Origin of the sequence: Sphingobacterium phlebotomi, from assembly GCF_008180195.1 — a bacterium.
Lineage (GTDB): Bacteria > Bacteroidota > Bacteroidia > Sphingobacteriales > Sphingobacteriaceae > Sphingobacterium > Sphingobacterium phlebotomi.
On the sequence record NZ_VTAV01000029.1, the window covers coordinates 1 to 13888 of the forward strand.

A 13888-nucleotide genomic window follows, 5' to 3' on the forward strand; every position below is an offset into this window, starting at 1 on the left:
TCTCCTTAAGGTTTCATCCTAATGTGTCTAATTTAGTTTGAAGACGTACAGATGTGCTACAATTAGCAAATACAAATGTACTAAAATTAGTAAATACACACGTGATAAAATTAGCAAATATCAATGTGGTGTAATTAGTAAACGCGATATTGGCAGTATTGGTATCTTACAGTGGCATAAAATTTATCTAAATATATTTTTCCTTCACATCTTTAGACAAACTTAAAAACTTAACAAATAACAAGTTAATACCAGTATTACTTCGAATGTTTATCTAAAGTTTATCTAAATTCATCATTCTTCTACATTTTTAGATAAACTGGGGCAATCAGCATACACATAAACACCTCTCAACTTCATCAAAATGTCTAAAATCCCATCCTAAGTAAAGTCTAAAATATCTATACAGAACAAACACAAACAACTATAATACAAATAGATAAAAACACGACATAATGAAGAAATGTCTAAAAAAAGCACTTAAAATGTCTAAAACACAGCTGATTATACTATTATCCACTTCTACACCATCGACCAATGAGTCATAAGCAATTATATCCTTCGCTATTTATTCCCATCCCGTTCAAAATATAGCTCGGGCAAAACTATTTTCACTTCTTGTACTGATATTTCTGTTGGATAGTGATCTGGCGGAGTTGTATGGGGTAGAAACGAAGCGCCTAAATGAGCAAGTACGAAGAAATGCATCTCGTTTCCCTGATGATTTTATGTTCGGCCTGTCTAATGACGAAATTATAATCTTGAAGTCGCAAATTGCGACTTCAAGATGGGGCGGTCGTAGAAAAGCACCTAATGTATTTACAGAGCATGGAGTACTCATGCTATCAAGTGTCCTCAATAGCGAGCAAGCTATTCAGGTGAACATACAGATAATGCGAATTTTCGCTAAGATACGTCAATATTTTTCGGACAACACCGAGATAAAGATGGAAATAGCCGAGATCAAATACACTGTAGCACAAATCGCTAAAAAACAGAAAGGTCATGATCAAAACATTGAACTACTCTTCGAATACATCGACCGACTGCAAGAGAAGCAGGACACCTCTCCTACCGCGCCAAAAGTAAAAAAGGTAATAGGTTTTAAAATTGGTGACGAGAGATACTTATGAGATACACCAAAAAGCACGATTTTGGCTTGGGAACAGCCTGAAAAACAGCACCGCGAAGAGCAATATCGTCGTCACTCATCATGCGCCAAGTATTCAATCTGTTCCAGCTGCGTATAAGGACGATCCGATAAGTTCTGCATACGCCTCAGACCTTGAAGAAATGATCCATAACTACCAACCACACTATTGGATACATGGGCATATACACACGCCTTGTCAGTACAATATCGGCAATACGACTATTGTATGCAATCCACATGGCTATATCGACGAACCTTATAATGGCTATCATAAGGAGCTCGTTTTTCAAATATAAGATGTAGGCATTATTACTTTACAATAAAAGTTTATTGTTACCTTTATTGGTATAATGAATTATGAAGAATACCATTAAGTTATGAGCAAGAGTAAATTCGATTCAGGAAATATCCTTTAGCAACTGGAACAATCGCTAATCGCCAAATACGCTGTACTTAACGAAAGCAAACAACTGTTTGCCAGCAAATAAAGCATCATTTCGCAAAAGCAAGATGATGCGGGAAGTTCACATCCTCGTACCGCAACACGGTGTCGTTGCCCGGCACACTGTTCAAGTCGTACAACGACGGCACGCCGGCGTACGGGAAAATGGCAAATAGTTATTTCTTTACCATTAATCTTTATAGGTGCAATTTCAAATGGGAACAGTCCGGGTCTCTCCTACCATAGTATCCAGAAGACTTGTTAATCAAATAATCATATATTTATCGTAGTTTAGTTTTACCATCCACAGGCGTATTTTTGGGAGACGGCTGAGATTGAAATTCGCTTAGATATCTCTATTTTTAGTTATATTTAGATCATGGACGAAACAAAAGAAAGAAACCTAAAACTGGTTAACGAGTATTTCGATAAGCTACGCGCAGATTTGTTAGAACTGCTTGAAAAGCACGACGACGTGAACTTAGATATGGAGCCGCTAAGTGCGGACGAAGCATGTATGACAGGAAAATACACACCTTCCGGGACCAAAATAACCATCAAGCAGGGCGATGTAGTGAAATTTGAACTTATCGACTATAGGGATGTGGATTAAAGACACACGCCGCGGAATCCGGACAGCAGAAAAAGGGAATTTCGACCTTTTTTCTACCCCGCGGATATTACGGATCGAATTAGCAAAATTTTAGTACGTTAATACAAAATCTTCTTTAGGTACACGTACTTTTTTCATGGTCGAAAGCCAATCTTTTTCTACATCGGCATAACCTACATACATCAAAGAAACGCTTTTCAGACCCTGTTTTTCCAATTCTAGCACTTCGTCTATAACCGCATTATTAAACCCTTCGGCTGGAGTAGTGTCTACACGTAATTCAGCTGCTTGAGCCAATGCCATGCCTAGCGCAATATAGGTCTGACGTGCTGTATGAGCAAAGTTGCGTTCAGCAGGTTCGTTGAGATACACATTTTTGAGCATATCGGTATACGAATCAAATCGTCCACGTGGCAATCCTCTTTCGTCTGTTGTGAAATTATACACATGATCTATACGATCTGCCGTGTATCTATCCCAAGCTGCAAAAATAATGATGTGTGAAGCATCACGCATACACTCTGGATTAAGCGCACCTTTTACCAATTTGTTTTTCACATCTTGATCTTCTACTACGATTACCTTAAAAGGTTGTAAACCAGAAGAGGTCGGTGCTAAACGAGCTGCTTCTACTATTTTGTCAATATCTTCTTGACTTACTTTTTTATTCGGATCGTACGCTTTGACAGCATGTCTCCATTTCAAATCTTCTATTAATGACATTGTTATTTATATTAAAAAATCTTTTTGTTTAAAGCTTGGATTTGGATATTTATAAAATATTGTGGAAAAAAGATATCATTGCTTATAAAACGCACCTATTCTTTGTACTACATTTTCTCTAAAGTTTATCCAGAATAGGTGTATAGGCTTGAAAACATTTTAACGCCAGCCTAATTCAGGTGCTACATGCTTCAAGATAGACTCTAATACGTGAATATTATAGTCTACGCCTAGCGTATTCGGAATCGTCAACAATAAAGTATCAGCTTCTTGAATCGCTTCATCGTTTGCCAATTCTTTGATCAATTGATCCGGTTCAGCAGCATAGCTACGACCAAAAACTGCTCTCTGTGTCCCTTCCAATATGCCGACTTTGTCTACACTTTCGGCTTGCTGACCAAAATAATATCTATCCTGATCATTCACGATAGCAAAAATTGATCTACTAACCGAAACTCTAGGTTCACGTGTATGTTCTGCTTTTTTATACGCTTCTCTATACTTACGTATTTGCTCAGCTTGTTGTACATGAAATGGCTTACCACTTTCATCATACTTTAATGTAGAACTTTGTAGGTTCATCCCGATTTCTCCTGCCCATTCTGCTGTTGCATCAGAGGCAGAACCCCACCATATGCGATCTCTCAAACCACGTGAATTTGGTTCGATTCCTAACAATCCAGGCGGATTAGGAAACATGGGATTAGGGTTAGGTTGTGCAAACCCCTCTCCTTTCAATAAATTGTAAAACTCTAGTCCCCTTCTTCTACCCATATCTTGGTCGGTTTCCCCATCTTGTAATGTATAACCAAAATGTTTCCAACCATCGATTACTTGCTCTGGAGAACCTCTACTGACACCAAGTTGCAACCTGCCCTCAGCTATTAAGTCTGCAGAACTCGCATCTTCAACCATATACATCGGGTTCTCATAACGCATATCGATCACACCAGTTCCGATTTCTATTTTATTTGTCTTAGCCCCTATGGCCGAAAGTAAAGGAAAAGGAGAAGCCAATTGACGCGCAAAATGATGTACCCTAAAATATGCACCATCAACACCAATAGCCTCAGCTGCAACTGCTAAATCAATGGATTGAAGCAAAGTGTCACTAGCTGTTTTGGTATCATAGGCTGGAAGATTAGCCCAATGACCAAATGATAAAAACCCTATATTCTTCATACTGCAAATCTACACCGAATCTTTCTTCTTATTCTTGATCTATGATAAGTAATTGTGGTCAATCTAAATACTGAACACCAATCTTGATCCATGTCTTTCTAAGCACACAATTATGCTAGATATTGAAATAAAACGTGCATCCAAGAATTATTAGCAACCTTACAGAACTCCTTATCCCGAAAGAAAAACCGAAAAGTTCACCATATAAAGTTTTTCAAAAAATTGCACCTTTGTGTTGTTTTTCGATTAAAGGCAGATGGAACAATCCGAACAAGAAATATTAAAAAGAAGCAAAGAAATTACCGAAAACTACTTTCAGTTTTTGGATAAACATATTGCAGATGTGGTTGTGGGAACTGTTGAACAATTTATGGAAATCAACCAAATTGCAAGTGAATTATTTCTGTCGCACAAGCATTTGACAGACACTATCCAAAAAGAAACTGGAAATCACCCTTGCCATTTTTACGACCTCAAAATTCTCGATGAAGCAAAAAAAATGCTCTTACAAACAGATAGATCCATTGCAGAAATCGCAAAAACACTCACTTACGACCCTTCCAATTTTTCAAAATTCTTCAAGAAATTTGTAGGACAACCACCTGGGCAATTCAGAAAGGAAAACAAAAAATAAAAGTTCCGAAAAGTTCACCACGAAATAAACACAAAGTCTTGCCACCTTTACAATATCAATTTGTAAAATATTTAAAATCAAACAAAATGGCAAGAAACGATTTAAAAGGAAAAGTAGTTTTAATTGCAGGTGGTGCAAAAAACTTAGGCGGTTTATTGAGCCGTAATTTTGCAAACAAAGGAGCAAAAGTAGCTATTCATTACAATAGTGAAAATACAAAAGCAGATGCTGAAAAAACTTTGGCAGACATTACAAACGCAGGTGGAGAAGCATTTTTATATCAAGCAGATTTGACAGATGTAAAAAACATTACTAAACTTTTTGATGCTACCATCGAAAAATTTGGAGGTGTTGATATTGCAATTAATACCGTAGGTAAAGTCCTTAAAAAACCATTTGTTGATACAACCGAAGAAGAGTACGACAGTATGAGCGACATCAATGCAAAAGTAGCATATTTCTTCATTCAGGAAGCAGGAAAAAAACTGAACGAAAACGGTAAAATCAACACGATTGTAACTTCATTATTGGCAGCATTTACAGGTTATTATTCTACTTATGCAGGAGCAAAAGCTCCAGTAGAACATTTTACCAGAGCCGCTTCCAAAGAATTTGGTTCACGTGGAATATCAGTAACAGCGGTTGCTCCAGGACCGATGGATACACCATTTTTCTACGGACAAGAAAGTGATGACGCAGTGGCTTACCACAAACAGGCTTCTGATTTAGGTGGATTGACCGACATCAAAGACATTGCTCCATTGGTTGAGTTTTTAGTAACTGACGGTTGGTGGATTACTGGGCAAACCATTTTTGCAAACGGTGGTTACACAACGAGATAATAAAGGAAGTATTTTATATTTTTATAAGGCAAATAACTTTGTTGTTTGCCTTTTTCTTTAAAACCAAAGACGATGATATTAAAAATAATTAACTCTGTTTTAATACTTTTTGCCGTATTTATGGGAACAAAGCACGGTTGGAATATGCTGACTGCAAAACCCGAAATGCTAGAAATGTTCGGCAAATGGAATTTTAGTAAAAATGCTGTTATCATCAATGGAGCAGTAACATTACTGGTTTCAGTTTTGATATTGTTTCCCACAACATTCGTGTGGGGAAATTTCCTAATGGCAGCAGGAATATTGATGATTATTTGTCTGCAATTATTGAACAGAGATCTGAAAGGTGTAGCAATAGAAATACCTTTTTTGTTGCTTAATCTCGTTATTATTTATTTGCAATACCCTTTAAAAAACAATTAAAATGGCTTATTACAAATTATTTTTAATCTCACTGTTTATTTCTTCTGCACTTACTGCGTGTGGTCAGGTAAACAGTACCAAAATAAATGAAAACAACATTTTAAATTCAAAACAAATGCAAGACGAAACTTTATTAAAACCTGTAAAAACTTTGATTGAAGCTATGGAAGCGGAAAATGCCGAACTTATCAGAGCACAGTTTTCAGAAAAGGCAACCCAAGCATATGGTGCTGACGGAAAAATGAAAACACCCGAAGAAACCAAAAAGTGGATAGAAAGCGACATCGTCAGTCGTCAAGGCAAAGTTGCAAATCCCCAGTACAGTATAATCAGTGAAAATGAAGTTGTTGTAAAAGGTCAATATTCAAGCCAGGGCTACACAAACACAGCTAATTTTTTGTTTACTGTTGAAAACGGATTAATAACAAGTTGGAGAATGCGATATTAAAAGGATTGCTGATAACATTGCAAAATATTAGGACATAAGAATATTGCTACCACACAGATTTAAAGGAAGTTTCTCTATAATGCTGTCAATAATAATGAAGAATTGACTTGGAAAAGGGGTAACAAAATGAATATTCCGATGATCTACTATCAAAGAAAAATTATTATTACTTAATACAGATCATTATGAAAAATCTATTCTTTACACTCGTTTTTGGATCATTAATATCTTTATTGCTAACAGGATGCAGCAAAGATGAAACTACTGTACCTGTCGATCAAATTATTCTCCCGACAAGCACAGGATTTAACATGCTTAGACAACAAGCACTCTCAGACCTCGTACAGACGCAAACCTTTGATGCGGGGGATGGTATACATTTCGTTTCAAACAAGGGAACTATCTTAGATATCGGACAATACGAACTCACTGATCATTTAGGCAACACCATCGTTGGAGAAGTAGAATTAACCTTTGTAGAAATCTTTGACAGAGGCAATATGGTTGTTGCAAACAAACCTTTAATGGGACGGGATAATGCCGGACATCTTCATCCACTAATAACCGGTGGCCAATTTTTTATACAAGTAACGCAAGGTGATCAGGTTTTAAAACCGTTGAATTACTATTACGTTACAGTCGATGCTGAACATACCGATGGTTTGGATAACGAAATGATATTATGGCAAGGTGAGATCAATGAAACAGGTAATCTAGCATGGAACCCTGTAGAGATTGGCTTTGGATCGGGCGAAGGCGATGATGGCAACGGTAACATAGTATGGACAGACGGCGATCAAGCAGGCCTGGGATTCAATCCTGTAACCAATACCTACGATTTTTTTATTAATGAGTTTGGATGGACCAATGTCGATCGGTTTACGGCAGTATCAAGCGCGCTTACAAAAATCAAAGTAAAAGTTCCGGCTAATTATAATGAAACCAACTCAGCCGTGTATTTAGCTTACGAAGACCAACCCAATCTTCTAGCACAATTAGATTTGTACAACACACCTGATCAATATTTTACAGAACATTTTGGATTCGTACCAGTCGGGATGACCTTACATGTAATTTTCGCTTCAGAAAGTAACGGACAATTTATATATAACATCAAAGAAGTAACTATTGCTGAAGATCATATCATTACCATAGCAACGGATGATTTGGAACTGACCAGCAAAGAAGATTTGATTGACAGGATCAATGCATTGAATTGAGTTCTTCTGGTAACATCTCCCACCCATATGTTTCATGCAGGCTCTGCGCATGTACATGCGCAGAGCCTGCATGAAATGTCTCTTCGCGGTTTTCCCATAAGCCAAAGCGACGTCGGCGTACGCCTTGAATAGGTCGCGGGGCAACGTAACAGTTCCGTTTTCGGGAATGGTTACAAATTCGTCCGAATAAAGGATATGGAAATAACAATCATTGATTCTCTGATACTCGCTATTTGTTATCTTTCCTCTGTCTTTCACATACAATACAGCTTTCACCTGTCGGTCTTTAAGGCCAAGTGTTCGCAAGTATTCTGCATGGAGAACATCTTTTTGAACTAGCTAAAGCGAAACTACAGAAATTAACGGAGAGCTAAAATCCAACGAATTAATTTTGTAAATTTGCGATTATGCATAACAAAAAACTTTACATAATTGCAGGTTGTAACGGAGCAGGAAAAACAACTGCCTCATTCACTATTTTGCCCGAAATTTTGGATTGTAAAGAATTTGTAAATGCAGACGAAATTGCAAAAGGCTTATCCCCTTTTCAACCCGAAAAAGTTTCGTTCGAAGCTGGTCGAATAATGCTGAATAGAATAAACGAATTGCTTTCTGAAAACGAAAACTTCGCTTTTGAAACTACATTATCGACAAGAAGTTATAAAAATAAAATTGCGGAAGCTAAAGAGAAAAATTACAGAGTAACATTGTTGTTTTTCTGGCTTCAAAACATTGAATTAGCTAAAGAACGTGTAAAAATTCGAGTTTCAGAAGGTGGACACAACATAGAACCCGAAGTTATTGAAAGAAGATACATCAAAGGAATTAAAAACTTGTTTGATATTTATCTTCCCATTGTAGATGGAGCATTGATTTTCGATAATTCGGAAGGTAAACACGAACTTTTGGCTGACAAACAAATCGATGGTTTACTAAATATTGTAAACCAAGAAAAGTTTAACCTATTAAAAGATTATTATGACAACAATTGAAATCCAAATAGAAGAGAAAAACAAAATTCTTAAAGGGCTTGAAAAAGTTTACGATAAACTTATCGAGTTTAAGAAGTCAAAAAACAGCGAACTTGTTGTAATTCGTGACAAGAAAATTGTAAAAATAAAACCCGAATAAAGAAGCACATCGCACAATAACGAAGTTTAGCTTCGCTGAGCCCGTTCAGTCGGTTTCGTCTTGCCCGTAAGGCTAGAGATGAAATCTCTGTGGGTCATCTCTGTCATTGAATACACACCCTCCTATCAATCAGGACAGGCTGTGGATATATCAATTAAATCTATACCCCTTTTGCCATTTCAAACTGTCCCCTCAGAGTTGAGGTATGAAAAGATTTGCCTCCGTTCCGTATTTCTTCCCGACAATATACAATATGAGGAGCTCATTGTTTAACAATAAAAGTTTATGATTACCTTTATTAGTATAATGAATTATAAACGAGACCAAAATATAGAACTGCTCTTTGAATACATTGACCGACTACAGGAGAAACAAGGCACCTCTCCTATCGCGGCAAAAGCAAAAAGGGTAATGGGTTTTAGAATAGGAGACAACTAAAGCATGAAGAACCGGTTATATATATTATTTTTTTTATTATCTATTGGGCAAGCATTTGGACAGACTACCTTTACTATCTCCGGCTACGGAAAGAAATTACAAGAAGGGGACACACTATACCTGTCGTACGTAGAAAAGGGCAACCATATTTTAGAAAGTACAATAGCCGTAAACCAGCGTTTTTCTTTTACCGGTGTGGTTAAACACCCCACAAAGGCGAACATCTACAGGAATGAGAACCCAGAAGTGGTAGGATTTATTACGGAGTCGGTAAGTGTGTATTTAGAACCAGGTGATGTAAAAATTACCAGTCCTGACACCTTAACAGGAGCGGAAATAAGCGGGACCCCTTTAAATGATACATTACAACTATTACACAGTCAGCTGGCTACCGTGTGGAAAAGGATGAAATCCATAAAAGACCCCGATTTATTCGATGAAACAGAAAAAAAAGATACAGCATTACTACAGCACAATAAAAGAGAACTTGATAAAGCTTATTACGAAGGAGCAGATGTCCAATTAGCTTTTGCAAACCAATATCCGAACTCGTATGTAAGCTTAGACATATTGCATGAGCTCTCACGAATTAACACCTATATTTTCAAGGTAGAAAAGGTATACAATAAACTTGCGGAGTCACTAAAAAATACAGAAAAAGGAAAAATTATTAGCGAAAGAATCAAAAAGAAGAGCCAAGTAATGGCAGGCATGAAAGCAATTGATTTCAGCATGGAGAATAAAGATGGTAGGATAATAAGGCTATCCGAATTTGAAGGCAAGTATGTCCTTTTAGATTTTTGGGCTTCTTGGAGCGGTCCCTGTCGGGAAGAACATGCGAACCTCATCAATGCCTATCAGCACTATCGGGATAGAGGTTTCACTATTTTGAGTGTATCCATAGATACAGACAAAAACAAATGGAAGGAAGCCATAGAAAAAGACGGTATCACATGGACACAGGTGTCAGATTTAAAAGGACATAAAGGTGACGTGTATCTTAAATATGGTATAACGTCTATTCCGGCTAACTTTTTAATTGATCCGGACGGGGTAGTCATCGCGAAAGATCTAAAAGGAGAGTTTTTGAATAGGGAACTAGAAAAGTTATTTTTGACGAAATAGTTAACGGCACCATTATGAATGATGCATTACAAATCTAGTTGGTTTGCTCTTTAACTGTCAGATGAAATCGAAACTAATGCAGGTTATTAGAATAGCCCATTATCTTGCCTTTGGCATATTTGCAAGAAGGTCTTTTGCCGGAACTTCTTTCACCTCTCCTTCTATCTTTACCACTAAACTTTCACCTTTTAGCGCACTTTCTTCGGCTAGTTTACGCAAAGCTTTTTGCACACCTAGTCGGACACGCTCGGCAAAGGGAAGGGTAGAAATGTTGTCTTTATCAGTCACCATAATAATCTGCATATATTCTTGACTAAATTTCGTCATTTACAACGACTTCTCCAAACTCATCTTTTTGAGCAATAATTTCCGGTGTCAGATCCATGTTGTCAAGTACCAACCACCGCTCAACATGAACTTCCGAGTTAGTTGCTTTTTGAATACATCGACCATTTGTAAGAGAAACAGGATACCTCTCCTATTACTCCAAATGTAAAGAAGGTAATAGGTTTTAAAATTGGGGATAAAAATTAAAATGGGGAATCAACAAATATGATTTGGATGACAAGAGAAAGTTGATTTGACTGGACTATCTGTTTTCTTTTATTATAGTCGCGTGTTTAGTCGCCAGTTTCTTATAAGACTGGAGAATTGCTATGGCTGTATATGTAAATATGACCAGCGAAAGGAGAGAGCATTGTTTTTGATGTAATCGTTTGTTAATTTTATGCGGCTAATGACACTGGAAATCTTCAGTTTATTTGAAATATATAGCCTACACGATTGTAAATAAAATGCGAAACTAGATTTATACATGGCATGGGTAACATAGTAGACAGTTTTCGGATAATTTTGGATAAACAGAAAGAATTAAACTATCATTTTCCAAATATAATTCGACCCCCCGCGACATCGCAAGATATAGCTACTACCGAACGGTCGTTGAGCCTATTTTTTAATAGCGAGTTAAAGGAACTCTATAGCTTTGCAGACGGAACAGAAATTGACACGGTAACACCCTGTGGTCTGACAGGACTGATTCCGATACATAATTTTTTATCGTTGGAAGATGCCACACACTATTATTATCAAAGCATGGAGTTTCCAGACAGTTTTCATAACTGGACGAGAAACTTCCGTCCCGGTAACCAACTGTTTCCATTTCTTGAGGATGGCGCAGGCAACTGCTATTGGGTAGATCTGAATGAAGGAACAACCGATTGTGGTCGTATATTTTGGACGAATACCTTCGGTACTGATCCGGATTACACCTACGAATCACTGACAGATATGTTTGAAATCATAGCCAAGGCTTATCTTACTGGTATTATGTTCGTTGGCGAAGATGGTTATTTGGACTGTGATTTCGACGCGTTCGATAAGCTCTCAAATATAAAATAGCCTATGCAACGATCAAAAAAACAATCGTTAACCTCAGAGAATGAAAATACAGATTATAAGTGACCTTCATCGTGAATTTGGCTCCATGGATTTTCCTATGGGCGACGTAGACGTCTTAGTATTGGCTGGAGATATAGATATTGGCACAAAGGGCATAACCTGGCTTAACTCATTGGGGTTACAAATACCCGTGATCTATATTCTTGGAAATCATGAATACTACAAAGGATCTTACCCTCGTACTTTACACAAGATAAAAGAGTACGCTAAAAACAGTAACATCCATGTGCTAGAAAATGAATACATCGATATAGGAGATATACGTTTTCATGGAACAACACTTTGGACAGATTTTTCATTGTTCGGCCCCGCCCGCACATATGGTATACTATGTCAAGATAAGATGAACGATTATAAACGTATCAGAAAAGACCCTCAATTTTCAAAACTGAGAAGTATAGATACCTACGAGATACACCAAAAAGCACGATTTTGGCTTGAGGACAGCCTCAAACACAGCGCCGCGAAGAGCAATATCGTCGTCACTCATCACGCGCCAAGTATTCAATCTGTTCCAGCTGCGTATAAGGACGACCCGATAAGCTCCGCATACGCCTCGGATCTTGAAGAAATGATCGATAACTACCAACCTCACTATTGGATACATGGGCATATACACTCGCCTTGTCAGTACAATATCGGCAATACTACAATTGTATGCAATCCACATGGCTATATCGACGAGCCTTATAACGGCTATCATAAGGAGCTCGTTATTGAATTATAAAACGCAAGCATTATTGCATTACAATAAAAGTTTATTTGCTATCTTTATTGGCATAATGAATTATGAACGATACCATTAAGTTATGAATAAAAGTAAAACACCAGTAAAAGCAGTATCCATAGCAGACGATGTCCTCGCCAACAAGATATACGAGTTTAGAGTACAAAAAGTGATGCTAGATAGTGATCTGGCGGAGTTATATGGGGTAGAGACACGGAGGCTTAAGGAGCAAGAAAGGAGAAATATTATTCGCTTTCCTCAACATTTTATGTTTGAGTTAAATAAAGAAGAATATGACTCCGTTCTAAGATCGCAAAATGCGACCTTAGAACAAGGACACTATTCCAAATACTTACCCTTTGCTTTTACCGAACACGGCATATTAATGCTTTCAAACGTCTTAAAAACTGAGCAAGCTATAAAGATGAGCATCCGTATAATAGATGTATTCGTCAAGCTTAGAGACTTGTTACATGTCAATACAAAAATACAACTTGAAATAGCCGAAATTAAACACACGGTGGAGAGAATCGCAAGAAAGGTGCTCACCGGATCGCTGTTGAATGGGACGAAAATAAAGAAACAAAGTCTGGGGTATACATTCCCCGTAGAGACACATCCTTAAAACTGAATGGAGAACTGAAAGGAGGATTAAAGTATGAAGAGACATTTCTATGCTGTGCTAGCGATATCCTCCATCTTATTTTGTGTATCCTGTAATTTTGCAGATAGCCTGGTAGCGAATTACCATTACAGCCTTGGTTCTTCAAAACGTAAATCTGGTAATTTGGAAGAAGCTATTCTAGAATATTCTAAAGCTATCCAGTCGAATAAAAAACACCATAAGGCTTATGCATCAAGAGGAAGTACTTATTTCGATCTAAAAGATTATCCCAGTGCTATAAATGATTATTCTAAAGCAATACACCTAGATCCTAAAAACGCTGAAGTGTATACTTATCGAGGCAGAACATATTACGAATGTGATAGTATCGAGTTAGCACTCGCAGATTATAACAAGGCGATACAGCTGAAAGATAAATTAGCTATCGCTTATTATCAAAGAGGTCTACTGAGGTTTACAAACAAAGACTTGATAGGTGGGTGTCAAGACTTTAAGAAAGCTGCCGATCTCGGTGACGAAGAATCGGCAGAAACTGTCAAGAAGTATTGTAACGAATTTTTGTAAAAGTTTATTGTTATCTTTAGTACAATGAATTATGAACAATACCATTACGTTATGATTAAATGTACGTCTTCAAACTAAATTAGACACATTAGGATGAAACCTTAAGGAGACTTTCGAGTTATAAATTTATTAATTTT

19 protein-coding genes are annotated in these 13888 nt (G+C 37.2%); 16 read left to right on the forward strand and 3 right to left on the reverse strand.

Going from position 1 to position 13888, the window contains the following annotated elements; genetic code table 11:
- Positions 1-635 precede the first annotated feature (635 nt).
- From FXV77_RS21440 to FXV77_RS21450, 3 genes are all read left to right on the forward strand, one after another.
- On the forward strand, positions 636-1133 hold the full coding sequence (locus FXV77_RS21440; protein WP_246162555.1) for an ORF6N domain-containing protein: 498 nt from the start codon (positions 636-638) through the stop codon (positions 1131-1133).
- On the forward strand, positions 1114-1449 hold the full coding sequence (locus tag FXV77_RS21445) for a metallophosphoesterase family protein (protein ID WP_148921297.1): 336 nt from the start codon (positions 1114-1116) through the stop codon (positions 1447-1449). Before FXV77_RS21440 ends, FXV77_RS21445 begins: the two co-directional genes overlap by 20 nt.
- Positions 1450-1974: 525 nt before the next feature.
- Positions 1975-2208: a hypothetical protein gene (locus FXV77_RS21450; protein ID WP_148921298.1), complete on the forward strand. Its 234-nt coding sequence runs from the start codon at positions 1975-1977 to the stop codon at positions 2206-2208.
- Between the two features lie 90 nt (positions 2209-2298).
- Here FXV77_RS21450 and FXV77_RS21455 read toward each other — a convergent pair whose 3' ends face one another.
- Complete coding sequence (locus tag FXV77_RS21455; RefSeq protein WP_148921299.1) at positions 2299-2931, reverse strand: NAD(P)H-dependent oxidoreductase; 633 nt, start codon at positions 2929-2931, stop codon at positions 2299-2301.
- Between the two features lie 159 nt (positions 2932-3090).
- Entirely contained in the window at positions 3091-4113 is a 1023-nt protein-coding gene (locus FXV77_RS21460; protein WP_148921300.1) for an LLM class flavin-dependent oxidoreductase, read from the reverse strand.
- Positions 4114-4369: 256 nt separating this feature from the next.
- Between FXV77_RS21460 and FXV77_RS21465 the strand changes: the two genes are divergently transcribed.
- The 9 genes from FXV77_RS21465 (at position 4370) to FXV77_RS21495 (ending at position 10374) form a co-directional block, all read left to right on the forward strand.
- Complete coding sequence (locus tag FXV77_RS21465; RefSeq protein WP_148921301.1) at positions 4370-4747, forward strand: helix-turn-helix domain-containing protein; 378 nt, start codon at positions 4370-4372, stop codon at positions 4745-4747.
- A gap of 86 nt (positions 4748-4833) precedes the next feature.
- Positions 4834-5589, forward strand: coding sequence for an SDR family oxidoreductase (locus FXV77_RS21470; protein ID WP_148921302.1), 756 nt, complete (start codon positions 4834-4836; stop codon positions 5587-5589).
- 72 nt (positions 5590-5661) lie between these two features.
- Entirely contained in the window at positions 5662-6012 is a 351-nt protein-coding gene (locus FXV77_RS21475) for a DoxX family protein (RefSeq protein WP_148921303.1), read from the forward strand.
- A gap of 1 nt (position 6013) precedes the next feature.
- A complete protein-coding gene (locus FXV77_RS21480; protein ID WP_148921304.1) occupies positions 6014-6460 on the forward strand; it encodes a nuclear transport factor 2 family protein in 447 nt (148 codons plus the stop codon).
- Positions 6461-6645: 185 nt separating this feature from the next.
- Positions 6646-7680: a hypothetical protein gene (locus tag FXV77_RS21485; protein ID WP_148921305.1), complete on the forward strand. Its 1035-nt coding sequence runs from the start codon at positions 6646-6648 to the stop codon at positions 7678-7680.
- A gap of 407 nt (positions 7681-8087) precedes the next feature.
- The gene (locus tag FXV77_RS21490; protein WP_148921306.1) at positions 8088-8672 is read left to right on the forward strand and encodes a zeta toxin family protein; all 585 of its coding nucleotides are present in this window, start codon (positions 8088-8090) and stop codon (positions 8670-8672) included.
- Complete coding sequence (locus FXV77_RS22240) at positions 8659-8811, forward strand: hypothetical protein (protein WP_187444213.1); 153 nt, start codon at positions 8659-8661, stop codon at positions 8809-8811. Before FXV77_RS21490 ends, FXV77_RS22240 begins: the two co-directional genes overlap by 14 nt.
- A gap of 306 nt (positions 8812-9117) precedes the next feature.
- Positions 9118-9249 carry a hypothetical protein gene (locus tag FXV77_RS22595; protein ID WP_262713639.1) on the forward strand — a complete coding sequence of 44 codons (132 nt, stop codon included), beginning with the start codon at positions 9118-9120 and terminating at the stop codon, positions 9247-9249.
- A 3-nt stretch (positions 9250-9252) separates the two neighbouring features.
- Positions 9253-10374 carry a TlpA disulfide reductase family protein gene (locus tag FXV77_RS21495; protein ID WP_148921307.1) on the forward strand — a complete coding sequence of 374 codons (1122 nt, stop codon included), beginning with the start codon at positions 9253-9255 and terminating at the stop codon, positions 10372-10374.
- 99 nt (positions 10375-10473) lie between these two features.
- Here FXV77_RS21495 and FXV77_RS21500 read toward each other — a convergent pair whose 3' ends face one another.
- Positions 10474-10701 carry a hypothetical protein gene (locus tag FXV77_RS21500; RefSeq protein ID WP_148921308.1) on the reverse strand — a complete coding sequence of 76 codons (228 nt, stop codon included), beginning with the start codon at positions 10699-10701 and terminating at the stop codon, positions 10474-10476.
- Between the two features lie 492 nt (positions 10702-11193).
- On the opposite strand from FXV77_RS21500, the gene FXV77_RS21505 reads away from it, so the two are divergent.
- From FXV77_RS21505 to FXV77_RS21520, 4 genes are all read left to right on the forward strand, one after another.
- Entirely contained in the window at positions 11194-11775 is a 582-nt protein-coding gene (locus tag FXV77_RS21505; protein WP_148921309.1) for an SMI1/KNR4 family protein, read from the forward strand.
- Between the two features lie 40 nt (positions 11776-11815).
- Positions 11816-12562 carry a metallophosphoesterase gene (locus FXV77_RS21510; RefSeq protein WP_148921310.1) on the forward strand — a complete coding sequence of 249 codons (747 nt, stop codon included), beginning with the start codon at positions 11816-11818 and terminating at the stop codon, positions 12560-12562.
- Between the two features lie 82 nt (positions 12563-12644).
- On the forward strand, positions 12645-13187 hold the full coding sequence (locus tag FXV77_RS21515; protein ID WP_148921311.1) for an ORF6N domain-containing protein: 543 nt from the start codon (positions 12645-12647) through the stop codon (positions 13185-13187).
- Positions 13188-13220: 33 nt separating this feature from the next.
- The gene (locus FXV77_RS21520) at positions 13221-13751 is read left to right on the forward strand and encodes a tetratricopeptide repeat protein (RefSeq protein WP_148921312.1); all 531 of its coding nucleotides are present in this window, start codon (positions 13221-13223) and stop codon (positions 13749-13751) included.
- The last annotated feature ends 137 nt before the right edge of the window (positions 13752-13888 follow it).

What these genes read in the sequence shown, in the direction of transcription:
- FXV77_RS21450 (WP_148921298.1), top strand. Translation starts at nt 1,975, where the DNA reads ATGGACGAAACAAAAGAAAGAAACCTAAAACTGGTTAACGAGTATTTC.
- FXV77_RS21455 (WP_148921299.1), bottom strand. Translation starts at nt 2,931, where the DNA reads ATGTCATTAATAGAAGATTTGAAATGGAGACATGCTGTCAAAGCGTAC.
- FXV77_RS21460 (WP_148921300.1), bottom strand. Translation starts at nt 4,113, where the DNA reads ATGAAGAATATAGGGTTTTTATCATTTGGTCATTGGGCTAATCTTCCA.
- FXV77_RS21465 (WP_148921301.1), top strand. Translation starts at nt 4,370, where the DNA reads ATGGAACAATCCGAACAAGAAATATTAAAAAGAAGCAAAGAAATTACC.
- FXV77_RS21470 (WP_148921302.1), top strand. Translation starts at nt 4,834, where the DNA reads ATGGCAAGAAACGATTTAAAAGGAAAAGTAGTTTTAATTGCAGGTGGT.
- FXV77_RS21475 (WP_148921303.1), top strand. Translation starts at nt 5,662, where the DNA reads ATGATATTAAAAATAATTAACTCTGTTTTAATACTTTTTGCCGTATTT.
- FXV77_RS21480 (WP_148921304.1), top strand. Translation starts at nt 6,014, where the DNA reads ATGGCTTATTACAAATTATTTTTAATCTCACTGTTTATTTCTTCTGCA.
- FXV77_RS21485 (WP_148921305.1), top strand. Translation starts at nt 6,646, where the DNA reads ATGAAAAATCTATTCTTTACACTCGTTTTTGGATCATTAATATCTTTA.
- FXV77_RS21490 (WP_148921306.1), top strand. Translation starts at nt 8,088, where the DNA reads ATGCATAACAAAAAACTTTACATAATTGCAGGTTGTAACGGAGCAGGA.
- FXV77_RS22240 (WP_187444213.1), top strand. Translation starts at nt 8,659, where the DNA reads ATGACAACAATTGAAATCCAAATAGAAGAGAAAAACAAAATTCTTAAA.
- FXV77_RS22595 (WP_262713639.1), top strand. Translation starts at nt 9,118, where the DNA reads ATGAATTATAAACGAGACCAAAATATAGAACTGCTCTTTGAATACATT.
- FXV77_RS21495 (WP_148921307.1), top strand. Translation starts at nt 9,253, where the DNA reads ATGAAGAACCGGTTATATATATTATTTTTTTTATTATCTATTGGGCAA.
- FXV77_RS21500 (WP_148921308.1), bottom strand. Translation starts at nt 10,701, where the DNA reads ATGACGAAATTTAGTCAAGAATATATGCAGATTATTATGGTGACTGAT.
- FXV77_RS21505 (WP_148921309.1), top strand. Translation starts at nt 11,194, where the DNA reads ATGGGTAACATAGTAGACAGTTTTCGGATAATTTTGGATAAACAGAAA.
- FXV77_RS21510 (WP_148921310.1), top strand. Translation starts at nt 11,816, where the DNA reads ATGAAAATACAGATTATAAGTGACCTTCATCGTGAATTTGGCTCCATG.
- FXV77_RS21515 (WP_148921311.1), top strand. Translation starts at nt 12,645, where the DNA reads ATGAATAAAAGTAAAACACCAGTAAAAGCAGTATCCATAGCAGACGAT.
- FXV77_RS21520 (WP_148921312.1), top strand. Translation starts at nt 13,221, where the DNA reads ATGAAGAGACATTTCTATGCTGTGCTAGCGATATCCTCCATCTTATTT.